Genomic DNA, 24,825 nt, shown 5'->3' on the forward strand with positions numbered 1-24,825 from the left:
CTCGTTACCGATCCTCGTCGGCCAAACTCGAGAGGCTCGCGACGAAGGCGTCGCGCGATGCCTCCAGGTGGGCACGCATCCGCTCGTGCGCGCTGTGCGCATCCCCCGCGCGCACGAGGTCGTAAATCACTTTGTGCTGATCCCAGGCAGACGTGTCGCGCGTAACCGTGAAGCCACGATGCGCGCTATGAAGCCACTCCACGCGCCCGCCGATCTGCTGGAGAATGTGGCTCAGCACGGGACGCATGGCTAGATCCGCAAGTCCCTGGTGCACGCGGAGATTCGCCTCCGCGATTCCAGCACCGTCTCGATTCGCAAACGCCTCGTCGCCTTGCGCGAGGGCTTCCTCAATTTCCATGCACAGACGGCGCGAACGCTCGACGTGGGCAGCCCCGGGAGCGGAGAACTCGGCAAATCGCGCGGCTGCGTCCCGCACGAGTGAGGTTTCGAGGGTGATGCGGAGGTCAAACAGCTCGCGCGCATCGTCAAAGGGCGGGTGGGCCACGCGGGATCCGACGTTTGCCCGCGTATCAACGAAGCCCTCCGCCGTGAGGATGCGCAATGCCTCACGCACGGGGACGCGCGACAGCTCAAACTCCTTCGCCAAGGCAACTTCACGAAGCGGAGTGCCGGCCGCGTACTGGGCAGCGATAATTCGCTTGCGCAGGGTGGCGGTCACGGTCTTAGCCGCGGCGTCAGACACGCATGAACTCCCTTCCGGGGACGGCATCGAGCAACCCTCGCGTGTACTCGTGTTGAGGGTTTCGCACGACATCGTACACCGAGCCCTTTTCCACGACCTTTCCGGCCTTCATCACCACAACGTCGTCCGCGAGATTTGCCACCACCGCAAGGTCGTGCGTGATGAACACGCAACTGACACCAAGGTCTTTTTGAAGGTCACCGAGGAGAGCGAGGATTTGGTCTTGGACGAGAACGTCGAGGGCTGAGACGGCCTCATCACACACGAGGAGTTGAGGATGCGCCGCGAGCGCCCGGGCGATTGCAACGCGTTGGCGCTGACCGCCCGAGAGCTGCCCGGGAAGCACACGAGCGGCACTCGACGGTAGTGCAACGTGATCGAGCACCTCGAGAACACGCGCACGGCGCTCGCTTTTGTGCCCGACTCCGAATGTGTCGAGAGGCTCGCGCACGATCCGTTCGACCGTCCACATCGGGTTGAGCGACGAGTACGGGTCCTGGAACACGGGCTGCGTGAAGCGGCGAAGTTCCTTGCGCTGCTGTGCGTTCGCGTTGACGACTGAGCGCCCGTCGAGCTTCACTTCCCCGCTCGTCGCTTCCTGCAAACCGAGGATAATCGAGGCCAGGGTCGATTTTCCCGACCCCGATTCGCCAATGATCGCGAGGGTCGATCCACGTCGCACCGTGAAACTGACGTCGTCCACTGCACGAACCTCGCCCTTGCGCGCGCCGCGCAAGCGAAAGACTTTCGTCACCTTCTCAACTTCGAGGACGTTTTCGCTCGACGCGCCTTCTCCCCCCTCGCATGCGGAAGCACTCTTCTTCGTTCCTTCGAGCGTGGGGGATGCGTCAACGAGCTCCCGCGTGTATGGGTGCCGGGGATTCGCAAGGACCTGCCCCGGCGCCCCTCTTTCAACGATCTCGCCCTTGCTCATCACGAGAACGGTATCGGTTCGATCGGCCGCAACGCCAAGATCGTGCGTCACAAAAAGCAGCGACATCCCGCGTTCTTCCACGAGGGATTCGAGGTGGTCAAGAATGTGCTTTTGAACGGTGACGTCGAGTGCACTCGTCGGCTCATCCGCGATCACGAGGTCAGGGTCACCCGCGAGTGCAATCGCGATGAGAATCCTCTGGCGCATGCCCCCGGAAAACTCGTGCGGATACTGCTTCGCACGCCGCTTCGGATCCGGAATGCCCGATTCCGCCATGAGCTGCACGACCTCGCGCTCGATCGCCTTCTTGTCCTTCATCCCGTAAGCGCGAAGCGCATCGGCAATGTGATCGCCAACCCGCATCGTCGGGTTGAGGTTCGACATCGGGTCCTGAGGCACGAGCGCGATCCGCTTGCCGCGGACGTCTCGCCATCGTGCGGGCGACGCGTTCACGAGCTCTGTTCCGCGATAGGTGATCGAGCCACCCGTGATGCGACCTTCGCCCGGCAGTAGGCCGAGGACGGAGGCGATCGTCGTGGACTTGCCAGAACCGGACCCACCTACGAGCGCGAGCTTCTCCCCCGGTCTAAGCGTGAAAGACACTCCGCGGACAGTGGGGCCGGCCGCGCTCCCGTACGTGACGTCAAGGTCGCGTACCTCAAGCACGAATTCATCTGTGTGCATCATGGAGCCTCACCTTCCTGCCGCATATCCTTGCTGGCCCCGATTATTCGCCGCGGCACCGAGCATTCCTGTCACCGGGTCGCGCGTCACGGCGCTCAAACGCCCGAGTGACCACGTCCCTGCCCGCACGACTCGGTGACCGCGGGCCTCAAGTTCGCCAATGACCGCATCGCCCAGCGAATCCTCGACCACGAGCTGACCGGGTTCCCACGTGCGCGGCCAAAAGCTCTCGAGCATCGAGGTCGTGTGCATCATGGGCGATTCGATCGCCTCTTGCGGGCTGTACCCGCCCACGAGCACCCGCAGAAGGAAGAGAAGCTGCCACTGATCCTGCTGATCCCCTCCCGGCGTTCCAGTCGCGAGGATAGGCTCACCGTCTTTCAGCACGAGAGTGGGGCTCAGCGTCGTGCGGGGTCGTTTCCCGGGGGCGAGGGCCGACGGTGACCTTTCGTCCAGCCACGTCATCTGGAGCCGAGTGCCAAGGCAAAAACCCAGTTCGGGAATCGTCGGTGAGGACTGGAGCCACCCACCCGAAGGTGTCGCGCTCACCATATTGCCGAACCGATCCACGACATCGATGTGAACGGTGTCGCCGCGCAATTCGCCCGTTTCAGGATACGTTTCTTCCTCCCCCGTGTTCACGCGCACGGTCGGCTCACCTGCAGCGTCACCGCGCGCGCCGCCGCGCGCATCGTATGCCTCACGAGTTTCAGCACACACGAGCGTTGGGACGCGCCCACCGGGGCGACCGGGGCGAAGCTCCTCCGACGCTTTCTCGCCTATCAGCGCGCGGCGAGAGGCGAGGTACTCCTCGCTCAACAGTTCCTCGAGCGGCACACTATTGTCGTCGCCGAAAAACGCATCGCGATCGGCAAGCGCGAGCTTGAGGGCCTCCGCGATCGTGTGGATACCGCGAGCCGTCGACGGATCGAGATCTTCATCCTCAAAGCCCTCGAGAATACCGAGCGCAAGAAGCAGCACGGGCCCCTGGCCCCACGGGCCCGTCTTATAGAGGTCGAAGCCCCTAAATGACGCAACCGTCGGACTCTCCACGCGCGCACCCGGGCACGCGAGGTCATCCTCTGTCAGCACCCCCGCGTAATCACCGCCGTCGGAATGCCGGTGCGGCTCCTGCACAAAAGCGGCCATCACTTTGGCAACGGGGCCCGTGCGCCAACGCTCACGCGCTGCACGAACCCCACTGGCACGGTCCTCGTGCGCCGCGGCTACATCGACAAGATCCTCGAGCACAGTCGCGTAAGCAGGATTCTTCACGATGTCGCCGGCTTTCGGCGCGATACCGTCGCGCAGCCAGAGATCGGCAGACGTCGGCCAGTGCTCCACAAAAAACTCGCGCATGGACTCAATGACGCCTGCCGCGCGTTCGAGCAAAGGATGGCCCTCGCGCGCGTACCCAATCGCGTACGAGAGAACCTCCCCCAAGGTGAGCGTTCCGTACTCTTGAAGCAGAAGGAGCCAGGCGTCCACGGCGCAAGGAATCGCGGCCGCAAGCGCACCCGAACCGGGCACACGCTCGAGCCCGAGCGCCCGATATGTTTCGACACTCGCACCGGCGGGAGCAGCGCCTTGCCCCATGAGTACACGCGGATGGCGCGGGTCCTCGGCAGTCACGAATACCCCCGTCATGTCACCACCGGGACCGTTTAAGTGGGGCTCGACGATGTGCAGCACGAATGCCGCAGCCGCCGCCGCATCGAACGCGTTACCGCCCTTTTCCAGGACCGATTGCGCGCTCGCGGTCGCAAGCCAGTGCGTCGATGCGCTCATTCCAAACGTGCCCTTGAGATCGAGACGGGCGAGCGGAGCCGGGGCGGGTGTGAACGACGTCGTCATGGGGTCATTCCTTCGACGAGTTGGGATCGAGTGCATCGCGCAACGCATCACCAAAAAGGTTGAATGCGAAGCAAATGAGCACGATGGTCAAGCCAGCCGCAATCGCGACGGTAGGTGAGCGGTAGATGCACTGCTGCGCATCGGAAAGCATGATGCCGAGGCTCGGCGCTGGCGGTTGGATACCGAGGCCAAGGAACGACAGCATCGACTCGCCGATGACGGCAGCGGGAAGGATCACCGTGACCTGCACAATGATCGCGCTGAGCGTATTCGGCAGAATGTGCATCCCGAGGATCCTCACGAGGGAAGCATCGGCAGCAATCGCCGCCGAGACGAAGGCCTCTCCCTTCAACCGCATCGTTTCGCCGCGCACGACGCGCACCATCGACGGAATATTGCCAACGCCCAATGCAATCGCCGCATTGGTGAGGCTCGCACCCGAGATCGCGGCGAGACCCACGGCGAGCACAAGAAACGGAAATGCAAGAGTCACGTCAACAAAGCGAGAGATGACCATATCCGCCTTGCGCCAATATCCCGCGAGCAAGCCGAGCGGCGTCCCCACGACAACTGCGAGAGCAACGGCGAGCAGGCCGACGAGAAGTGAAGCTCGGGTGCCGTACAGCAAGCGAGAGAGTACGTCACGCCCAAGGTCGTCGGTTCCGAGCCAAAAGCCCTCCGTGAACGGCACCTGGAAGGGGTAGGTGAAATTCGTGTCGGCGTAGTGGTACGGAGAGATCACTGGCGCAAGTAGCGCTGCGAGAATCACGAACGCCACGAGCACGGAACCGACGAGGCCCGCGGGAGAAGCGAGGAGACGCTTGCCCACGCCTTTCGTAGGGGCGTAAGTATCGGATGAGTGTGAGATCGCGGTAGCAGTCACGATGCGGCACCTCCCGTTCTGATTCGCGGATTGACAACGGAGTAGAGGACGTCCACGAGGAAATTAATGACGATGTAGGCAACCGTCACGAGCAGCACAACGGCCTGGATCACGGGATAGTCACGCGAAAACACCGCATCGAGCGTGATGCGCCCGATTCCCGGGAGCGCGAAAATACGCTCGGTCACAACGGCACCGGAAATCAGACCGCCCAGCTGGAGACCGACGATCGTGACGAGCACGATGAGCGAATTGCGAAGGCCGTATCGAAACAAGATGCGCGAGGGCGCGATGCCCGTCGCCCGGGCCGTGCGCACGTAGTCCGTCGCCATCGTGTCGATGAGACTCGCACGAGTTTGGCGCGCAATGACCGCTGCGAGCCCCGATCCCAGCACGAAGGCAGGAAGCGTGAGGTAGTACAGGCACCTCAGTGGGTCCTCCGTAATGGACACGTACCCCGAGGCGGGGAACCACCCGAGCGAGACGGCAAGCACGAGAATCGCGAGGAGGCCAAGCCAAAAATTCGGCACGGAGAGCCCGAAAAGAACGGCGATATTCGCCCCGAGCTCATCGAGCTTACCCCTGCGACGCTCGGCAAAGATCCCGAAGAGCAGCCCGATCACGATCGCGACGATGATGGCATACAGCGAAAGCAGGACCGTGACGGGAAGGGCGGTCACGAGCATCGACACAACATCCTGGCCCGTTCGCGTCGATTCCCCGAGATTCAGCGTAAACATGTTCTTCACGAACGCGCCGTATTGAACGATGAGGGGATCGTCGAGCCCAAGACTTGCCCGAATTGCCTCGATTTGCTCCTTTGAGGCTTCCTCCCCCGCCATTGCGACGGCGGGGTCGCCCGGAAGCGCACGTACGCCAACGAAAATGACGATCGACGACAGCACGAGCGTGCACAGCGACTCGAGGAACCGTACGGAGATAAAGCGGGTCATGGCTGCCTCCCTTCGATAAAAGCCGCGTGGGAGAGCTTGACGACACCGTCCGCGTAGGTCGAGACCCCCACGAGATTCGCCCTGTAGGCGGTGAGCGAACGCTGACGGTACAGGTAGATCACGGGGTTCGTTTCCTGCATGCGTTTCACAGCCGCTCCGTACAGCGCGGAGCGTTCGTCAAGGTCGGTGACTTCAGAAGCCTTCGTGAGCAGATCGTCGAGCGTGCGATCGCTGAAGGCCGCGTAGTTGTTGTTCGCGTCGGTGGTCCAGAAGTTGTACGCGTTGCCGTGGGGATCCACACGGCCAGACCAGCCGAGCTGAATCGCCTCGTACGTACCCGAATCCTGAGCCGAGAGCATTGCCGTGTACTCCGTAGGAACAACCCTTATGGCGAACCCCGCTTCCTTTACTTGGGCCTGCAGGGCCTGGGCGAAGCGGAGCGAATCTTGAGAATTCGAGACCTTGAGGGTGATCGGGTACGGCACCGGGGCGCCCGCCTGCTCGAGCAAACGCTTTGATTCCTCCGGATCGTACTCAGGACATTGAGTGGATTCCTCGGTCGCGAACGGACTCGAGGGCGAGATCGGCGAGCACGCTGCATCGAACCACCCGTTGAACACCGTGTTCACGAGGGCCTCGCGATCGATCGCCTTCGTGAACGCGAGTCGCACGCGTTCATCTGTCGCTATGGGGCCCTTATCGAGGGGGTGACCAGCGTCGTCCTTGGGCTCAAGGTTGATGGTGATGGCTTGGTATCCAAGCGAGAGCACCTGGAGAGTGTTGATATCACGCGAGGCCTTGACCGCTTCGATGTCCTGCGGCGAGATGCTGTCGGCAACGTGCACATCGCCACTTTGAATATTCGCGGCGCGGATGTTGGCATCGGCCATGATCCGGTAGGTCACGCTGTCGAGTCGCACGTTGCGCGCGTCGTAGTAGAGCGGATCACGTTCGACGGTAATCGAAGTTTGAGGAATGCGCTCAACGAATTTGAAAGCCCCGACCCCCACCGGATGCGATGCAAAGTCATCGCCGAGTTCCTCGAGGGCTTTCGGGGACAGCATCATGCCCGCGCGATCGGCAAGCGCAGCGGTAAACGGGGAAAATGATTTTTCGAAAGTCACCCGCACGGCAAACTCTTCGAATGCCTCGATGCCGGTGATGGGGCCGAGCTCCGAACGCCGGGAGGACTGCTCGTGATTGAAGTGGCGATCAAGCGTGATACGAACGGCTTCGGCGTTAAACGGCTCACCGTCTGCAAAGACCGCATCCTCACGTAGGCGGATCACGACCTCACGCCCATCGTCGCTAATCTCGGGAAGAGCGGCGGCCAGCATCGGAACGATCTCACCTCTGTGGTTGAGGTCGTAGAGCTTCTCGCACATCGTTTGCATGACGTAACGGGTATAGAGCGAGGACGACGTCGTGGGGTCGAGCTTGTCGGGCTCCGCTGAGAGCGCCATGACGAGATCGCCCCCATTGTGCAGGTTTTGACCCGTGGAATTACTGTCCACGATGTCGGGGCGTTCGGGGGGATCATCCAGTTCTTGGCGGGGCACGCACCCCACGCCTGCGAGCGCAACAATGCCCGCGCCGAGGATCGTTCTGCGTTTCATCCCGCACCTCCCTTCCGAGAAGCATTCGGGGCACTTCCCCAAATCGTTGTATACAAAGTAGGAGGTGTGAGACGGTTCGTCTAGCGAGTTCACATCGTGAGACTTTTTGTATACATCGCTATCGCGAGGTGCGCACCAACCACCCATCCCCGGCGCGTTTCATCACCACCATCCCGTCATCATCCGTGCGCCTAACCGCCATTCCTCGCTCCGCTAGCAGTGACAAAGTGCGCTGGTGAGGATGCCCAAACGTGTTCGCGCCTACACCAATGACGGCAATCGAGGCGTGCGCCGCATCGTAGAGCGCCGGCTCTTGGCGGCGCGAGCCGTGGTGCGCGACCTTGACGAGCTCGACTGCCTCGACAACGCCCGATTTCGCTAGCACGGCTTGCGCATCAGGCTCTAGGTCACCTAGCGTCAGAGCACTCCACGCGGGCGTTTTCACGAGCATCGAAATCGAACAGTCATTGAGCGCCGACTCCTCACCCCCGCCCTCGCCTGCCCCGAGGGCTCTCGCTTCCTCGGCTGAACGCGGCCACAGAACTTCGAGGGACAGCGACCCAACGGTTTCCGTACGAGGCGCGAGCACGGTGTCCACCTCAGTCCGAGGGAGCTTTGCTTTCGTCGAGGTATCCAGCGGGCACACCCACGCCTGCTGCGGCGTACGCTTCCCCGTCAACGCGGGTATTCCGCCGTCGTGATCAGCGTGAGGGTGGGTCACGACGAGGAGGTCGATCGCTCCGACTCCCGCACGGTCCAAACATCGGGCGAGCATGTTCGGGTCTGGTCCCGTATCGATGAGTACTGTTTTTCCCCCGGCGCGCACGAGCATTGCATCGCCCTGCCCAACATCGCACATCACGACATCCCAGTCTTCGACGTCCCCGGGGATTAGCGTGGAGACTCCTCCGAAAAGGGCAATCACTGCGAGGAATACGAGCGCCCAGCGCACCTCGCGGCGCGTGCGCAACCAAAGCGTGAGCCCTACGACGATGAGCACCCCTGCCGTGGCCAGTGCACCTCCCGCGCCGGCGGGCAACGCGATGTGCGCTCCCGGAAGTGCGGCACTCACCTGTGCAATGAGCACGAGAACGTGCGCACCTGCCCCCGCAAGGGCGAAGAATGGTACGCCGAGCGGCGCCCACACATGCGCGACAATAATGCCAACAAAACCGCTCACGGTTGCGGGCGCCACGACGAGTTCCGCGGCAATGTTCGCAGGCACAGCCCACACTGACGTTTCGGGAGCAAGCAGGAGCAAGACCGGTGTGCATGCGGCCTGGGCAACCGTCGGAACGGAAACCACAAGCGCGAGATTGCGGGAAATTCTCTCGCGACTGACCTGCCGGATAACCTCAGCAAGCGGAACCGAGAGCGCGAGAATAGCGCCCGTCGCACCGACGCTGAGCACGAAGCCCACCTCTCCCACGAGCGCCGGATCAACGACGCACCATGCGAGAACGGTGAGCGCAAGCGCGTTGAGAGGCGGCGTACGAAAGCCCGCATAGCGTCCAATCATGAGTGGAACGGCCATGAGTGCGGCTCGCAGCAAGCTGGGCTCCGGGCCCACTGCAGCCACGTACACGGCGATCCCCGCAGCCCCCGCCAGAACCCGCGCTTTGCGGCGCACGCCCACGGCAAGCAGCGGCAGCGTGACAAAAGCATAGGTGAGAGCAATGTTTGCCCCCGAGGCAGCAACGAGGTGCGTGAGCCCGGAGGTCGCCATATCATCCTTCACCTCTCTGGCAAGACCCGTCACGTCGCCAAGGGTCATGCCCACGACGAGCGCTGCTTCATTGGCAGGCAAAAACGAGGAGGCTAACCGTACACCCTCTTTTCGCTCTTCTCGCCAGGAGTCAAGGACACGCCCTACGGCGGCCATCGCCCCCTCACCCTGAGCAGGTCGTGACGGCTCCGGCTGCCAGTCGGCAATCTCGAGAAAGAGCGTGGAGCCATCCTTTTCGGCGTATCCCCGCGCACGCAGTATGTCTCCGCGTTCAAGCGAGAAGGGATCGCCCCCGCGCGTGTGTTTCGACCAGGTGAGCACGATTCGTATCTGCCTCGAAATCGCTTTGTTTCCTGCACCAACCGTGATCCTCGAAAGTTCGGGCTGGCTCGACGCACGCGCAACCGTCGTATCCCACGCGCGCACCTTTAAGGGTTCTGACGGTTGCTCGCGTAAGGCGACCTGCACCTCCGTCACAACGTTTCTTTCGCGAAGAGCTTCCTCGAGGCTCAGGTTCTCGCTGTGCACGCGTGCAACTGGCCCTGCGATTGCCGCACCGAGAAGAACAGCAAGCAGTGCATGTGCCCGCAGGCGTTTCTCTCGCACTATGGCCAGGAGAAGCGCCGGTATAACGACGGCGAGAAGCACGACAGGTCCGAGAGACACGCTCGCAATGGTTGCCGGCCAGAGCACAGCGGCGTGTGGGATGAGGCTCAGCCCCCTCACGGGCCTCACACCACACCCGTTCACGCCCTCAGATACTGATGCGCTCACGAAGCTCCTCGAAGATGGCAGGACCAATCCCCTTGACATCCTGGAGCTGTTCGATATTCGAGAATGGGCCGTTGGTTGTGCGATGCTCAACGATTCTGGCGGCGATCGCGGGGCCCACGCCGGGAAGCTCGTCGAGCTCACTTTCGGAAGCCGTGTTGATGTTGACGAGAGCGCCGTCCCCGCTGGCCTCCGCTCCTGGGCCCGAGGGGGAAGACTCGACGCCGGTCGCTGGCCCCGCGATTTCTGACGGGATTTCTTCCCCTTCGCGTGGCACATACACCTGTTCGCCGTCGCTTACGACGCGCGCGAGGTTGATGCGGCCCAGATCGGCGTCTTCGGTGGGTCCGCCCGCAGCCTCGAGAGCATCGCCGACGCGCGCGTGTGACGGAAGTTCGACGAGCTTTGGTTGCCTCACTGCCCCCACGACGTGGACCACCACCGTCTGCTTACCGGCAGCGGGAGCGTTCGAGGAGTCGGGGGCCGGAACAGCCGATGCGGGTGAGGTACCTTCCGGCGCCGACCCCTCGGTTATCTCCGTAGTCGCCTCCTGTGTCCCCTCGGAAGTTGGCGCGTTGACCGCGACCGTGTCGTCACGCGGCGTCATCGACGTAGCCATGTGTGCCCCACCGAGCACGAGCACACCCGCGGTAAGGATCCCGAGTATGACGCGCGGGTCCTTGAGCGCTGACCATCGAGGGCCCCGACCTACGCCGGCCTCTTCGCGTGACCATTCCTCGAGGTCATCCCACGAGCGCGTGTTCACACTCGTTTGTGTATCTGCGCGGTGTCGCCTCTCGCGCCCCGTCGTATTGTTCATAGCCTCCACGCTAGGAACGAGCCCCGCCCAAGAAAAAGCCCCGGCCATCCACTGGGGACAACCGGGGATTGTGGAGCCTGGAGCGCCACGGTGCCTAGAAGAACATCGCCTGCCATTCGGGGAGGAACACAAAGAAAGCCGCCACAATCACCACGGCGTACCACGCGAGAGAAAGCGCGATCCACGAACGCAGCACGGTGCGCACGAGCCCGCGCACCTCGATGATGCCCTCCTCCACAAGGAAGGTCACGAAGGACCAAAACATGGGTGGCACGACCGCCCACACCAGGAGGCACCACGGGCACAGGGCGCGAATGGCAAAAAGGGCGTTGCTCGAGAGCCACAAAACGAAGGCAAATGCAAAGGCGAGCCCTCCGAACGTCGCCCACTGGAACCACCGCGGAAGCGCAAGCCGAGAAAGATGCAGAGCGCCGACGACACCCATGATCGAGAATCCCATGAACCCGAGGTACATGTTCGGAAAACCGAATGTCTGGGCCTGCCACGTTTGGATAAACGTCCCGCACGAGATGAACGGGTTGATATCGCAGGCCAGCGACGCATTCGCGTCCGCGAGAATCGCGAGCTTATCTTGCATAAGCGCGAATGACGCGACGATCCCGAGCACAGACCCGATGAGCAGCACGAACCCAACGGTGCGCTGAGAAGCTCGAGGCTTCGCGTCTTGTTCAGCGCGAATCTGAGCATCAATGGCCGCAATATCCTTCTCGCCGTAAGGAGAAGTCGTTAAATCTTCAGTCACGAGCCTTATCGTAATACGCTTTGAGCTTCGCGAAGCCTTCGTCCATACTTACGCGCGGCGTCCACTGCAAACGCTCGCACGTACGTCGCTGATCAAACCAATGCGCTGTCGACAGCTGCTCCGCGAGAAACTCGGTCATGGGCGGCTCATCGTAGCCGGGCCGCAACTCCCACGCCTTCTCGATCACGCGACCCGCAACGCGTGCGAGCGGGCCGGGAACCGTGATTCGCGGGCGCGAGACACCGGCCGCATCGCACAACCCCACCACGAAGTCGCGAACCGTGCGCGGCTCCCCATTCGTAATCACAAAGCTCTCTCCGTGCACGTCCTCGATGCGATCGAGTGCCGCGACGAATGCCTCAGCGGCGTTATCGATGTACGTAGTGTCGATGAGCGCCATGCCGCGGTCGAGAAGGGGCATCGTCCCCTTGCGGCCACGCTCGACGATGCGTTCCACGAGCTGGGTGTCACCGGGGCCCCACACTATATGCGGTCGCAAAGTCGTGACGAGCATGCCGTCCGTGCCGTCTGCCTCCATCGCCACGAGTTCAGCGGCGGCCTTCGTGCGGGCGTAGGGCCCGCGGGCGTGCGTAGGTTCAGGGGCGGTCGCGTCGAGCCCGACGATAGCCTCGCCAAAGTGGGCGACCGACGGCGAAGACGTGTTCACGAGCTTCCCGCCACCCTGGGCGCGAAGCGCATTCACCACGTTGCGAGTGCCCTCGATGTTGATGGCGCGGTATTCCTCCTCCGGACCCGAGATGGAAACCTTCGCCGCGAGATGCACGACCGCGTCGTTGCCGTCAACGGCACGGCGCACCTGGTCCGCCTCAGTCAGCGAGCCGCACACGTCGGTGATGCCTTCAATCCCCGCGGGGCGGCGCTGGAACGCACTCACCTCATGGCCCGCATCGCGAAGCCGCTTTGCGACCTCGCCGCCGAGCATGCCGCTCGCACCGGTCACAAGAACTTTCACAGCGCACTCCTTTCACCGGCCAGCTCGCGCGCGGCCCACGCCCCAAGGCTTGCGCGCTCGATCTTCGAGTTGTGGCGGATGTCGGTCGGAAGCGTCGTCGTTTCAAAAGCAGCCGTCACGGCAATACCCGTTGCCGCTTCAACGGCTTCGCGAATCGCGGCCTGGCGCTCGGGAGTCGCGGGCTTGGGCGTTTGGCCCTTACCCGGGCGGAACGTCGCCGGGTCTTCGTAGATCACCACGACCTGCTGCGTTCCCGCGGGGCCTACCCCGCATACACCCGCGCGACGCACGAAGTCGAGACTTTCCGCGGCCTTCTCTATCTGCACCGGAGTCACGGGGCCCGCCGCAGTCGTGACCACGTGCGCAAGACGCCCCTCAACCCACAGGCGGCCCTCGGCATCGAGCTGACCGACATCTCCCGTCGCGTGATAGCCCTCGCAGCGCATCGACTCTCGCGTCGTATCCCACAGCATGAGGTAGCGGTCGCGAACGTGCGCGGCACGGACCATAATTTCACCGACAACACCGGGCTCAGTGGTGACCGTGGAGGCTGCGCGGCCGTCGGACTGAAGCGGCGCGATTGCGAGCTCCACACGCGGGACGGGCGCACCCACGCACACGCCGCTTCCCTCACCAGCGGCTTCAATTCCCTCGAGGTCGATCGCCGCGACCGCGAGGCACTCGGTCATGCCGTAGGGCGAATACGAGTGCGCGTTCGGGAGCACATCGCGTAGCGCGCGAAGAAGCGGCGCGGGAATTGGTGCCCCCGCGCTAAAGAAGCTCGGTACTCGCGAAAGTGCCTCGCGTTGGCGCTCATCGAGCGCGCCAGCCGTGTCGATAATGTTCTGGAGCGCAGCCGGAGCAGTGAAGACTGCCGGTGAACCGAGCTCATCGACGGCATCGGCGAGGGCGCTTGCGGTGAGCTCGCCGGGGCGCGTCACGTCCATCTCGGGCACGATGCTCGGCGCACCGAGGGCCGGGCCAAGCAGTGCGAACGGCGCGAATCCGGCAACGAGCCCGCGTTCAGGACGCAGCTGAAGGGTGTCCCCCACCGCCGCAAACATCGCGCTCGCCTGTCGATGCGTGTACACGGCCCCCTTCGCGGGGCCGGTCGACCCCGATGTAAACAGTACGAGCGCATCCGCATCGGGATCGATGTCGGGCCATTCATCGCCGCCACCAAGAGCGTGAATCTGCTCGCCCTCGCGCATGAGCTCATCGATCGACGTGCTTACACCAAACACAGCGCGATCGATCGTGGGCAGTGTCCGAACGGAAATACGTTCACCAGGCCAACCGAGTGCGCGGGCTCCCGCAAGAGCCGTAGGGATCCCCACGACGTAGTCGATGTGGGCACCCACGATTGCGCGCGTGAGGCCCTTAACCCCCAGGCCTGCATCAGCGACGACGGCAATCGCGCCGATCCGGAGGCATGCATACAGCACCGCCGTGAGGTCGGCGCCTGGCGTCACGAGAACGCTCACACGATCACCGGCCTTGATGCCATGCGCGCGCATTCCACTCGCAAGCTGCGCCACACGCTTTTCAAGAAGGCTCCACGTAATCGTGCGAGGCCCCTCGGCGAGCATCTCGACGACAGCGGGCTCATACATCGTTGCTGGATCGTTTGCGCGCTCAGTAATGAGCGAGCCGAGACGTCGGTACTCGGGCTGTTCAGCAAAGCTCGAAACCGAACGTTCGCGATGGTCGGCACCGTTGATGAGCCGTTCCTTGAGCCAGCGCCGCACAAGCGGGGCGACGGGCGCGTCGTCCCACACGAGATGCGATGCGCCTTCGAAACGATGCACATCGGCATGCGGGACACGTTCAAGAAGATCGCGAAGGTATCGGTCCGAAAAGACAGCATCGCGCGGCCCCCACACCATGAGGGTGGGAACGTCCATGCCCTTGAGGCCCTCCGCAAGGCGCTCAAGGGTCGCGCGCGAGGGGTGCTCCGCGCTCGCCGGAATATCGGCGACGAACGTTTCGATGCCCCGACGGCGCGCTCTCGACCGATACGGCGCGTAGTAGCCCTCCCGCACCTCGCGCGGCAGCGGCGGCTTAGAGAGATTCACGGTCGTGCGAAGGAACGCATCCGTGCGCGACGTCGAGAACGGCAGAAAACCGGGGGCCGTTGCGAGTTGAAGTGAAGCCGGGAGCGACTCGCCAAGTTCCTGATGAATAGCGGTGTTCGTGAGCACCATGCCGATCACGTCGTGACGGTTGTCGAGGGCCCAGCCGATCGACACAATGCCGCCCCAATCGTGCCCCACCGTCACGACGTTGCCGGAAAGGCCGAGTGCATCCGTGAACAACGAAAGATCGGTAATGCGGTCCTGCAAGCGTCGCTCTCGTCCCGTGCGTTCCGAGTAGCCCATCTCGAGCTGGTCAACGGCAACGACACGCCAACCCGCTTCGAGCATCTCCTCGTTGAACAGGCTGCGATAAAGGAAGGAGTAGGTGGGGTTGCCGTGGACGCACAGAAGCGTGCCCCGGGGCTCAATGCCTCGCTCGGCAAGCTGACGGTCGTTATCGAGGTAGTGCCAGCGGCGCATATCGCCGAACGAGTCCCGCACGTTGAGCGTGTGGTGCAGTTCAGGCTCAACCCCGGGAAGATCGGGAACGTCCTGCACGTCCTGGAAGGTCTTCGCGCTCACCACTGGACCTCCATCATCGCCGTGTTCAATCCCGAGCCGACGCCGAGGAGCAAAAGTTCATCGCCCTTCGCAAAGCGATCCTGGTTGAGGGCAAGAGTGAGCGGAACGGCCTCCGCGGCAATGTTGCCAAGTTCGGGGAAGGTCACTGGAATGATCTCGGGGTTGATTCCCATAGCCTTCGCGAAGGCACGCGTGTACACCATCGACACCTGATGGGTGATGTACCACTGCTTATTCGAATAATTGCGACCGCTTTCCTCGGCGGCGCGCCACGTTTGCGTCACGAGCTCGAGGCCGTTTTCAAGGAGACCGGCCGTATCGGTACGCATATCGTCCATGTTGCCGATGCAGAGCTCGTGGTGCTCGGTGCCCGCACGCGTTTGCGTGTGCACGATCCGGTGGCCATCCGGGTGTTTATCGAAGCGCCCCACAACGGCCGCAGCAGCGCCCGAACCGAGCGTGAGCGACGCAAACTGGTTATTGAAATCCTGGCGCGTCGAGTTCTTGTCGTTCAAGCGCGCAACGGTGCGCCGCTGAACTTCCTCGACATCCTCCGCGCCCACGATAAGCGCGTAATCGATTTGACCGGCATCAATAAGGCCGGCGGCGAGGGTCATCGCATTCACAAAGCCGAGGCACGCGTTCGTGATGTCAAAGTTCATGCACGAGGCGGGCATACCGAGCGCCGCGTGAATATGGGCACTCATCGCCGGCTCGAGATGCTGACGCGAAACGGAAGCGTTGATGAGGACCCCGACGTCCTCGCGCGTAATGCCCGCGCTCGCCATCGCACGCTCAGCGGCAATCACGGCACCCTGTTTCCAACCGTTTTCCGGGTCTTTCCACCATCGCCGCTCGTACACACCGGCCACGCGTTGAAGCGTGCCCTTCGGCAAGCGAAGTCGCTTGCGGGCCGGTGAAAGCATCTCGTCGATCGAATCGGATGTGACGGGAACCTGAGCTTCCACGGCGGAAACGGAGAGAATGGCGGCGTTTTTATGGTCAAACGCGGTGTTGGGGATCACTACTACTATTCGCTTTCGGTCTCGGTTCGCGCCTCTCAAAGCGCCCCATTATTGTCCACCGAAGCACTGGAGATTTGGTGAAAAATTGACCTGATCAGGGGGCTGCGGGGCTCAAACGTGACTGAGTTCTCTGCGGGCGAGCGTGAGCGAGCGTTCGATAGGGGCGAGCTTCGCCTCAAAGTTCCGGCTCGCGCCCGTCGCGATCTCCACGATGACAGACCCGCCCCATCCTCGACGCGCGAGCCTTTGCAGAATTTCGGCAACCGGCTGATCGCCATCGCCCGGCACCAGATGCTCATCGCGCAAGGTGTGCCCCGACCCATCGGTGAGGTGGAGATGGCTGAGCCGATCCCCCACGCGTTCGATCATCGCGAGCGCATCATCCCCCGCCGTCGACGCGTGCGAAAGATCGATCGTAAGATGCGCGTAATCCTCATCCGTGGGGTCGTGGTCGGGGTAATACGGGAGCGCCTCACGCACGCCGAGGCGCCACGGATACATATTCTCGACGGCAAGCGCGACTGCGTAGCGCTCTTCGAGTTCAGCAACGGTCTCCACGAAATTCTTCGCGTAACGTCCCTGCCACCGAAATGGCGGGTGGGCGACAACCGTCGGAACCCCAAGATCCACGGCGAGGCGCATCGTGTCCTCGAGCTTTTTCTTGGGGTCCAAGCCGCCCGCGAACTGCAGGAAGAAGAGAGTTGGTGCGTGAAGCGACAAGATTGGAAGGTCGTACACGCGAGTGAGGGTCTGAAGACGCATGGCGTCACGCGTTGCGGGATCGAGAGAACACATGACCTCAACACCGTCATAGCCGGTTTCACGCGCCGCTTTAAACGTGTCCTCGAGGCCAAGCGGGAAAAGCGACGAGGTCGACAGGCCCACGGGAATCGCGCGGTGCGGGTGGGAGCCCCCGGGTTGGGCACTACCCTCGTTGGTACGGCCCGTTCCGTTGCCAGGGCCGGCTTCTCGGATTCCGACGCCTGCCCGGCTCCTCTCGCGCCAAACTTCCGAGTTCTTCCTCGCCTGATTTTTGCGAGTGAATACTTTTCGGCCGCCGGCGCTATCCTCACGTGTGCTCACGCCTTCACGCTAGCAAGGCCAGGTGCACTAAGGTTGGGGAGGACAGATTCGCGCACGGCGAAGGGACGCTCAGGAGGAACCGATGGCTAAGCTCCACTTCAAATACGGCGCGATGAATTCGGGAAAATCCGACACCCTCATTAAGACGGCCTACAACTACGAGGAACGAGGCCTCGGCACGATCACGGTCAAGCCCGCTATCGATACGAAGGGCGAGGACTGGGTGCTCGCCCGCGGAGGCGCAAAACGACGCGTCGACGTTCTCATCGAGTCTGGCCATGACTTGCGCGAAGAAATCAAAGCGTTCATCGCCGCACGCCCCGACCGCGACTTCCACGTGGTGCTCGTTGACGAGAGCCAGTTCCTCGACCGCGACCAAATCGATCAACTCTTTCTCGTCGCGAAAAACGATCAGATCTCGGTGATTTGCTATGGGCTTCGCACGGACTTCCTCGCCTGCCAATTCCCTGGCTCGTCGCGACTTTTCGAGCTGGCCGACAACTTCGAGAAGCTACCGACCATGTGTCGATGCGGCTCTCAGGCCGAATTCAATTGCCGCAGCGTAAACGGCATGTTCGTATTCGAGGGAGATCAGGTGGCGATTGATGGCGCTGGCCGCGTCACCTACGAGTCCCTGTGCGGCACGTGCTATCTGGACGAAAAAGCCAAAGCGCTCGGCCCCGCCCTTTTCTAAACAGCGATGTGCACCTTTCAACTGCCGTCAAGGAGAGACGCATGAAGATTTTGACGATCCAGTCCGCCGTGGCCTACGGGCACGCGGGTAATTCTGCCGCAGTTTTTCCGCTGCAGCGGCTCGGCCACGAAGTATGGCCCGTCAACACCGTCCTTTTCTCAAACCACACGGGTCACCCGACGTTCCGCGGTCCCGTCATCGACGCGAAGGACGTTCACGAGGTTGTTTTGGGGATCGAAGAGCTCGGCATTCTTGACGAAGCCGACGCTATCTTGAGCGGATACCAGGGATCCGCGGCTGTGACCGACGTGATTCTCGACGCGGTGGAGCGCGTGAAGGCTCATAATCCGAACGCCGTGTATATCGCCGACCCGGTCATGGGCAATGCCGGCGAGGGGTTCTACGTCGATGCCGATATTCCGCCGCTCATGGCGAACAAAGTCGTTCCTGCCGCCGAGGTACTTACGCCCAATCACTTCGAGCTTGGCGTACTCACGGGGACCGATGTGTCCACGCTCGAGGGCACGCTTGAAGCGGTCGAGCAGCTGCGTACCGAGGGTGCCGAGACCGTGCTGGTAACGAGCGTGATCACGAAAAACACCGCCGACGGCATGCTCGAGCTCCTCGTCGCTGATTCGTCGGGCGCGTATCTTCTCGCAACCCCCCGCCTTGAGCGGAAGGTTCATGGCAGCGGCGATGTGACGACGGCTCTCTTCGCTGCGCATTTGCTCGGTGGCGCCGGCCCCGTCGAGGCGCTCGAGAAGACGGCCGCTTCGGTGTTCGAGCTCATCGACCGCACGATCGAGGCGAAGGCGCGCGAGCTCCTCATCGTTGAATGCCAGGAGGCTTTCGTCAACCCCGACACGAAATTCAAGGCCCACCCCCTCCCTCACTGAATTCCATAGGGGTTGTGGGGGTTTGGTGCCGCCCTCCTCGGATTGCATAGGTGCTGCGGGGGTTCCCCCCTCACCCTCCTCGGATTGCATAGGGGTTGTGGGGGTTTGGGATGCCTAGAGATCACCGATAGCGGCGCCTTTGCCCCCCTCCTTCGCCTAATTCGATCGTAATGCGAGACGGCTCCAGGGAGTGGGCCTAAGGCCGGTGGTCACTGGGTTCGCAGTCTAGGTCCGACGGCAGCCTCGGGCTCATTCCGCCCTACCTGTTCAGCTGGCTCCGCCTCTAGGACTTCCCACCCTCACCTAAACTCGCCTCTCCAACAGGGAGCCACGACCTCACCTCTCTTTTCCAGCTCCTCTCGCCTCCCACAAGCGGAGTGAATCAGTTGACCGCAAGAGGCGCTGCTTGAGGCACTCAACATCCATGAGAATCGGGGTGTAGAAGACCAGCAAAAGCACGCTAAGAATAGGACATGCCTTTCCGGTACCTATGCCCCAACCGCTACGGCATTTTCACGACAGAGCGAATCTGTCGTAAGCAGCGATTCTCTCGTGCACAACGCTGCTCATCAAAACCGCCCATCATCGTTTCTTCCGCGGCTCTAGCAAGACCGTCGTTTCCGCTTCCGGGTCTATTGGGCCGAGCGTGTCCGCACCCCGATCAGGAATACCCACATACTCCTCGGGCACCTCATCCCCCACAAGACGCGACTGCCGAACATCCGAATAAATCCACTTCTTCTCCGAAGCCACCTCAACCGTCCCCTGAACCGGCTGCCACGGACCACCAGCCACCGAAAACTCCCCACTAAACACCGCCACAAGCGAAACCTCATACCACCCCTGCCCCACATACCGCATCGACACATCCCTCGACGGATGCGGCCGACCCGGAAACGACGTCGTCAACACCGTCCCATCCCCAAAATCCCACACATACTTCACCGGCGTCGCCCGCACCCGCACCGACTGCCCAAACATCTCCACCTCAAACACCTGCACACCCGACTCAGCCCACACAATCATGTCGATCCCCACCGGAATCCACTGACCAGGCGGACCCAAATGCGCCACAAGCGGCTTCACACCAAGCGAACGAAAATCCTCCTGCGACACCACCGGCATCACAGGACCACCACCACCCGAACCCGAAGACGGCGACGAACACCCCGACACACGCTCCGTCCCCAAAACCGGCGCACCCGTCGACACCTCCACCTCACGCCCCACCACCACTGACGCCCCCGGAAAAGCTGACGGACACACCGCGCGCGCAGCGCGACAAAAAGACGTCACAGCAAGCACCCGAAACACATCAGGCCCACCGCTACGACAACCCAAATCCCGATCACTCGCCGGCACCCACACCCTCCGCGGAACATCCGACACCGCATCACGCTTCCCCGGCGACATATCCACCGGCCGCTCAACAGAATCACCACGACCACGCTTGTGGCCATCTATTCTGATAGCGTCATCCGTGAAGCCTGCATCAAATTGACTATCCGAACCTTCAGCTCTCGCCAGATACGCAGGTAATGCCAGATTTATCAAGACAAACAAAGCGATCAAGAATGGCCACGACAAGCGTCTATTCATCGGCAGCCATCTTTCGCCACGACACAGCTACCACTTCCCAGTGATCGTTTTGCCACGCCAGCAGTGCAGACGCTTCATATTTTTGCTGAGGGAAGTTTTCTGACTTTCCGTCTAAGGTTTTCTTGACTGCCGCACTGCGTTCAAAGCTGTAATAGATCGGAGTGCGCCCGCGATAAGAGTCTTCATCCTGCATGCGCTCGAGTGAAAGAGCCGCATTTTTAGAAGGTGTGAGATAACTTCCCGACGTTCTCCATGTTCCAACATCGTTGATGATCTTCGCGCATCCTTCGCATGCAGACTCATCGACGACGCGTTGGAAAGGCGAGACATCGCCCGTGGCATACCCGTAATACATCGCATCGAAGAAGAACCGAACAGTCTCCTGGGCGCCCTGATCGGTCTCGTAAGTGATACCGGTGTAATCTTTGAAATCAGGAGCCTTCAATGCGGCGTTCTCGGGTGGAAGATTCGCCGTGCGAGAGGACTCTTCCCCGCCGCCATCGCTGGCACCGCCACCGTCCGAGCCGCCAGCATCACTAGTGGTCGAAGAAGTCGATGGCTTCGCAGCAAGCGTCGGACCGCCAGCAGGCTCACCCCCGCCGCAGCCGACCAACCCCGCCGCCACCAACGCGACAACGCCGAAAACACCACAAGCCCGCGCTCGCCCGCTCAACATGCACTCCCCCGATCCGGTCCACTACCGCCCCACTCCCCCGAGCGAGGCCCATGTCACATAGCCAACCAGAACGCCACAGCCAGCGCAACGGCTGTTTCGAAAATGTGGAAACTCTTCACGAGCGAAGAGAGTCTAGCGAGCCGGCATGTGCTGAACTCAGCGGCGCCCCCCGCCGAGACCAAGCACTTCAATGGCTCTTGGAAGGCGACAAAGCATTAAAACGGGGGCCTGGGCGGCCACATGTACCGCGCCAAACCCCCGGATCCCCTATGCAATTCGAGGAGGAGGGGAGGTTAGGGAAGGGTTCCGCCCTCGGCCCCGAGCGTCACGTCCCCTTCGATTCGAGCGCCCTCATTGAACGTCCAATCGCCCTCGACAGTGAGCGAGGTAGCGCCCTTGAGACTCGGCGCACCCGCGGGGAAACGCTGCTCAAAATCTCCCACCAGTTTGTAGGGGCCGTCGGCAAGTTTCACGAGCGGAGCCTTCTCGACGACTTTCTCAAGAGCGAAGTCATCGGTGAGCTCATAGACGTCGGAGCGCACAAGCAACAGATCGTTCGTTGTTTTCACGGGCAGGAAGCGCGAGCGGTCAACGACAATCGCGGTTGCCCCCTCGAAGACCTCGATCGCCGCCCCCATGGCGGATTCAATCTGGTAGACCGGCGTGCTCGATTTATCGGAAGGATCGACGGTCTTTTCGTTGCGGATGAGCGGGAGACCCATGACGCCTTTGCGCTCGGTGAGAATCTCCTTGAGCTTTTCAAGATCAAACCACAGGTTGTTCGTGTGGAAGAACGGGTGGCGGTGCTCATCGGTGAAGTAGTCCATCTGCTCCGCCGGGGTTTGGGCGGTGTCGCGCAGGATGAGGCGACCGTCGGACTTACGAATGGCGAGGTGGCCTCCCTTGCGGTCCGCTGCTGTGCGGCGGCACAGTTCAGCCGCGTAGGGGGCGCCGGAAGCGGCGAACCAACCGGCGATCTCGGGTGAGGGAACGGTGCCGAGGTTGTCTGAATTCGAAATTGAAGCGTAGCGGAACCCCTGCTCAAGCAGGGCATCAAGCACGCCTGAGGTGAGAAGGGCCGTGTAAATATCGCCGTGGCCCGGCGGGCACCATTCCAGCTCCGGGTTCTCGGGGAATTCGACGGGCGTGAGGTCGTCGCGGCGGAGCTTCGGCTCCTTGTTCTGGAGGAAGTCGAGCGGCAGATCCCCCACCTGAAGGTCGGGATATTTAGCGAGCACCTCGAGGGTGTCCTCGCGCGTGCGGAACGAGTTCATAAACAGCAGCGGGAGGCGGGCGCCAGTCTTCTTTCGAGCGGCGAGCACCTGTTCGACGATGATCTCGAGGAAGCTCTTGCCATCGCGTACAGGGAGCAGGGACTTCGCGCGATCCATGCCCATCGAGGTGCCAAGCCCACCATTGAGGTTGATGACAACGAGCTTCGAGAAAGCATCCTTCGCAACCTCGGGATCAACCTCGACATCGGCGAGTCGATCCACCTCGGTGAGCGGCGAGATTGTCTCTTCAGGGATCGAACCGGTCACGCCCTGCTCGAGCTGGTGGTAAAAGTCGCTGAAGACGTTAATGGCAGCTTCCGCCACGCCCGCCTCGCGCATTTTCTGCTGGGCGAGCGTGAGTCCGGTGGCATTCGTGTCGTTGTCGTAACTCATGCCCCCAGGATAGGACGCTTCCCTCATAAAAAGTCGTAGAATTGGAGCCCTATGAGTACTGTGCTTTCTGCTGTTGCCTGGCCCTATGCAAATGGACCCCGCCACATCGGCCACGTTGCCGGATTCGGTGTCCCTTCCGATGTGTTCTCGCGCTACATGCGAATGGCCGGGCACGACGTGCTCATGGTCTCGGGAACCGACGAACACGGCACCCCAATTCTTGTGGCCGCTGATCAGGAGGGCATCACGGCGCGCGAACTCGCGGACCGCAACAACCGCGTGATCGTCGAGGACCTCGTCAATTTGGGCCTTTCCTACGATCTTTTTACTCGCACGACCTCGGGCAACCACTACGCGATCGTGCAGGAAATGTTCACGACCGTGCGGGACAACGGCTACATGATTGAGCAGGTCACCCGCGGCGCAATTTCCCCCTCGACCGGCCGCACTCTCCCCGACCGCTACATCGAGGGCACGTGCCCTCTGTGTAAAACGCCGGGTGCTCGCGGCGATCAGTGCGATGCGTGCGGCAACCAGCTCGACCCGACCGATCTCATCGACCCGGTCTCCCGCATCAATGGCGAGACCCCGAAGTTCATCGAAACCACGCACTATTTCCTAGACCTTCCCGCACTCGCCGACGCACTCGGAGCGTGGCTTGACGGGCGCGAGGCGACGGGGCTGTGGCGCCCGAACGTCATCCGCTTTAGCCAGAACATCCTCAAGGACATCAAGCCGCGCGCGATGACCCGCGATATCGACTGGGGCATTCCAGTTCCGGGGTGGGAGGATCAGCCCACGAAGCGCCTGTACGTGTGGTTCGACGCCGTGATCGGCTACCTCTCCGCTTCGATTGAGTGGGCGCGCCGCACGGGCGATCCGGAAGCGTGGCGCAAGTGGTGGAATGACCCGGAGGCTCTTTCCTACTACTTCATGGGCAAGGACAACATCGTTTTCCACTCGCAGATTTGGCCGGCCGAGTTGATCGCCCACAACGGGGGCGGCAGCAAGGGCGGCGAGCCCGGCAGGCTTGGCACGCTTAATCTTCCGACGGAGGTCGTGAGCTCGGAGTTCCTCACGATGGAGGGGAAGAAATTCTCGAGTTCCAAGGGCGTCGTCATCTATGTGCGCGATGTTCTCGAACGCTACCAGGCCGACGCCCTGCGGTACTTCATTTCCGCGGCGGGCCCTGAGAACCAGGATGCCGACTTCACGTGGAGCGAGTTCGTGTCACGCACGAATAACGAGCTCGTTGCCGGATGGGGCAATCTTGTGAACCGAACGGCCGCGATGATCGCGAAAAACGTCGGTGAGATCCCCGCCGCCGGTGAGTTCACGGATGCCGATAACGCCCTTCTCGCAAAGGTCACCGAGGGTTTTGACACCGTCGGAAACCTCATTCGTACCCACCGCCAGCGTGCCGCGATCAGCGAGATCATGCACCTCGTGGGTGAGGCAAACGCCTATGTCTCGGCGACCGAGCCGTTCAAGCTCAAAGCGGAGGAGGAACGGCTCCGCCTGCTCACGATCCTTCACGTGCTCGCGCAGGTCGTCACCGACCTCAACACCATGCTTGCGCCGTTCCTGCCGTTCTCCGCGAACGAGGTGGAGAAGGTGCTGGGCGGCACTCTCGAGGTTGCGCCGATGCCGCGCATCGAAGAAGTCGACGATCTCGACGCCGACGGCTCATACCCGATTATCACGGGCGACTACACGAACGTTCCTGCGTGGGGCCACCGCCCGGTGACGGTCGGAGCGCCTGTCGCGAAACCAAAGCCGATCTTCCGCAAGCTCGATCCGAGCATCATCGAAGAGGAGCTCGAGCGCCTCGGTGTCGATAAACAGTAG

19 protein-coding genes are annotated in these 24,825 nt (G+C 62.1%); 3 read left to right on the forward strand and 16 right to left on the reverse strand.

Going from position 1 to position 24,825, the window contains the following annotated elements; genetic code table 11:
* Positions 1-4 precede the first annotated feature (4 nt).
* The 13 genes from HMPREF3176_RS05385 to HMPREF3176_RS05445 all read right to left on the reverse strand — a co-directional run bounded on the left by HMPREF3176_RS05385 (position 5) and on the right by HMPREF3176_RS05445 (position 17,445).
* On the reverse strand, positions 5-703 hold the full coding sequence (locus tag HMPREF3176_RS05385) for a GntR family transcriptional regulator (RefSeq protein ID WP_040386529.1): 699 nt from the start codon (positions 701-703) through the stop codon (positions 5-7).
* Positions 696-2,321, reverse strand: a complete 1,626-nt coding sequence (locus HMPREF3176_RS05390) for a dipeptide ABC transporter ATP-binding protein (protein ID WP_070458866.1) — start codon at positions 2,319-2,321, stop codon at positions 696-698. The genes HMPREF3176_RS05385 and HMPREF3176_RS05390 overlap by 8 nt, the downstream gene beginning before the upstream one ends.
* A gap of 9 nt (positions 2,322-2,330) precedes the next feature.
* Positions 2,331-4,175 (reverse strand): gamma-glutamyltransferase family protein, encoded by a 1,845-nt coding sequence (locus HMPREF3176_RS05395; RefSeq protein ID WP_070458704.1) that lies wholly within the window; start codon positions 4,173-4,175, stop codon positions 2,331-2,333.
* Between the two features lie 4 nt (positions 4,176-4,179).
* Positions 4,180-5,058: an ABC transporter permease gene (locus HMPREF3176_RS05400; RefSeq protein WP_016664445.1), complete on the reverse strand. Its 879-nt coding sequence runs from the start codon at positions 5,056-5,058 to the stop codon at positions 4,180-4,182.
* Positions 5,055-6,011, reverse strand: a complete 957-nt coding sequence (locus tag HMPREF3176_RS05405) for an ABC transporter permease (protein WP_070458706.1) — start codon at positions 6,009-6,011, stop codon at positions 5,055-5,057. Before HMPREF3176_RS05405 ends, HMPREF3176_RS05400 begins: the two co-directional genes overlap by 4 nt.
* Positions 6,008-7,627, reverse strand: a complete 1,620-nt coding sequence (locus tag HMPREF3176_RS05410; protein ID WP_070458707.1) for an ABC transporter substrate-binding protein — start codon at positions 7,625-7,627, stop codon at positions 6,008-6,010. Before HMPREF3176_RS05410 ends, HMPREF3176_RS05405 begins: the two co-directional genes overlap by 4 nt.
* A 118-nt stretch (positions 7,628-7,745) precedes the next feature.
* A complete protein-coding gene (locus HMPREF3176_RS05415; protein ID WP_168161950.1) occupies positions 7,746-10,127 on the reverse strand; it encodes a ComEC/Rec2 family competence protein in 2,382 nt (793 codons plus the stop codon).
* A complete protein-coding gene (locus HMPREF3176_RS05420) occupies positions 10,108-10,890 on the reverse strand; it encodes a ComEA family DNA-binding protein (RefSeq protein ID WP_070458712.1) in 783 nt (260 codons plus the stop codon). The genes HMPREF3176_RS05415 and HMPREF3176_RS05420 overlap by 20 nt, the downstream gene beginning before the upstream one ends.
* Before the next feature lie 148 nt (positions 10,891-11,038).
* Positions 11,039-11,707, reverse strand: a complete 669-nt coding sequence (locus HMPREF3176_RS05425) for a vitamin K epoxide reductase family protein (RefSeq protein ID WP_070458714.1) — start codon at positions 11,705-11,707, stop codon at positions 11,039-11,041.
* Positions 11,700-12,680 (reverse strand): NAD-dependent epimerase/dehydratase family protein, encoded by a 981-nt coding sequence (locus HMPREF3176_RS05430; RefSeq protein WP_083286260.1) that lies wholly within the window; start codon positions 12,678-12,680, stop codon positions 11,700-11,702. Before HMPREF3176_RS05430 ends, HMPREF3176_RS05425 begins: the two co-directional genes overlap by 8 nt.
* The gene (locus HMPREF3176_RS05435) at positions 12,677-15,340 is read right to left on the reverse strand and encodes an alpha/beta fold hydrolase (protein ID WP_070458716.1); all 2,664 of its coding nucleotides are present in this window, start codon (positions 15,338-15,340) and stop codon (positions 12,677-12,679) included. The genes HMPREF3176_RS05430 and HMPREF3176_RS05435 overlap by 4 nt, the downstream gene beginning before the upstream one ends.
* A complete protein-coding gene (locus HMPREF3176_RS05440) occupies positions 15,334-16,359 on the reverse strand; it encodes a 3-oxoacyl-ACP synthase III (RefSeq protein WP_070458868.1) in 1,026 nt (341 codons plus the stop codon). The genes HMPREF3176_RS05435 and HMPREF3176_RS05440 overlap by 7 nt, the downstream gene beginning before the upstream one ends.
* A gap of 114 nt (positions 16,360-16,473) precedes the next feature.
* Positions 16,474-17,445, reverse strand: coding sequence for a sugar phosphate isomerase/epimerase family protein (locus HMPREF3176_RS05445; RefSeq protein ID WP_070458718.1), 972 nt, complete (start codon positions 17,443-17,445; stop codon positions 16,474-16,476).
* Positions 17,446-17,527: 82 nt separating this feature from the next.
* On the opposite strand from HMPREF3176_RS05445, the gene HMPREF3176_RS05450 reads away from it, so the two are divergent.
* Positions 17,528-18,139: a thymidine kinase gene (locus HMPREF3176_RS05450; RefSeq protein WP_070458720.1), complete on the forward strand. Its 612-nt coding sequence runs from the start codon at positions 17,528-17,530 to the stop codon at positions 18,137-18,139.
* Positions 18,140-18,180: 41 nt separating this feature from the next.
* Entirely contained in the window at positions 18,181-19,035 is an 855-nt protein-coding gene (pdxY, locus tag HMPREF3176_RS05455; RefSeq protein ID WP_070458721.1) for a pyridoxal kinase PdxY, read from the forward strand.
* Positions 19,036-19,617: 582 nt separating this feature from the next.
* Here the strand turns inward: pdxY and HMPREF3176_RS10635 are convergent.
* From HMPREF3176_RS10635 to HMPREF3176_RS05470, 3 genes are all read right to left on the reverse strand, one after another.
* Positions 19,618-20,634, reverse strand: a complete 1,017-nt coding sequence (locus tag HMPREF3176_RS10635) for a PKD domain-containing protein (RefSeq protein ID WP_305790911.1) — start codon at positions 20,632-20,634, stop codon at positions 19,618-19,620.
* A complete protein-coding gene (locus HMPREF3176_RS05465) occupies positions 20,627-21,310 on the reverse strand; it encodes a DUF6318 family protein (protein ID WP_141742367.1) in 684 nt (227 codons plus the stop codon). The genes HMPREF3176_RS10635 and HMPREF3176_RS05465 overlap by 8 nt, the downstream gene beginning before the upstream one ends.
* Positions 21,311-21,603: 293 nt before the next feature.
* Positions 21,604-22,977, reverse strand: a complete 1,374-nt coding sequence (locus HMPREF3176_RS05470; RefSeq protein WP_070458729.1) for a UTP--glucose-1-phosphate uridylyltransferase — start codon at positions 22,975-22,977, stop codon at positions 21,604-21,606.
* A gap of 51 nt (positions 22,978-23,028) precedes the next feature.
* Here HMPREF3176_RS05470 and metG point away from each other — a divergent pair, with 51 nt between their 5' ends.
* Complete coding sequence (metG, locus tag HMPREF3176_RS05475; RefSeq protein WP_070458730.1) at positions 23,029-24,825, forward strand: methionine--tRNA ligase; 1,797 nt, start codon at positions 23,029-23,031, stop codon at positions 24,823-24,825.

This window comes from Dermabacter sp. HMSC08H10, from assembly GCF_001807585.1.
GTDB lineage: Bacteria > Actinomycetota > Actinomycetes > Actinomycetales > Dermabacteraceae > Dermabacter > Dermabacter hominis.

Excerpts from the sequence above, each read along its gene's own strand:
- HMPREF3176_RS05390 (WP_070458866.1), bottom strand. The coding sequence starts at position 2,321 with ATGCACACAGATGAATTCGTGCTTGAGGTACGCGACCTTGACGTCACG.
- HMPREF3176_RS05395 (WP_070458704.1), bottom strand. The coding sequence starts at position 4,175 with ATGACGACGTCGTTCACACCCGCCCCGGCTCCGCTCGCCCGTCTCGAT.
- HMPREF3176_RS05405 (WP_070458706.1), bottom strand. The coding sequence starts at position 6,011 with ATGACCCGCTTTATCTCCGTACGGTTCCTCGAGTCGCTGTGCACGCTC.
- HMPREF3176_RS05410 (WP_070458707.1), bottom strand. The coding sequence starts at position 7,627 with ATGAAACGCAGAACGATCCTCGGCGCGGGCATTGTTGCGCTCGCAGGC.
- HMPREF3176_RS05450 (WP_070458720.1), top strand. The coding sequence starts at position 17,528 with ATGGCTAAGCTCCACTTCAAATACGGCGCGATGAATTCGGGAAAATCC.
- pdxY (WP_070458721.1), top strand. The coding sequence starts at position 18,181 with ATGAAGATTTTGACGATCCAGTCCGCCGTGGCCTACGGGCACGCGGGT.
- HMPREF3176_RS10635 (WP_305790911.1), bottom strand. The coding sequence starts at position 20,634 with ATGAATAGACGCTTGTCGTGGCCATTCTTGATCGCTTTGTTTGTCTTG.
- HMPREF3176_RS05465 (WP_141742367.1), bottom strand. The coding sequence starts at position 21,310 with ATGTTGAGCGGGCGAGCGCGGGCTTGTGGTGTTTTCGGCGTTGTCGCG.
- HMPREF3176_RS05470 (WP_070458729.1), bottom strand. The coding sequence starts at position 22,977 with ATGAGTTACGACAACGACACGAATGCCACCGGACTCACGCTCGCCCAG.
- metG (WP_070458730.1), top strand. The coding sequence starts at position 23,029 with ATGAGTACTGTGCTTTCTGCTGTTGCCTGGCCCTATGCAAATGGACCC.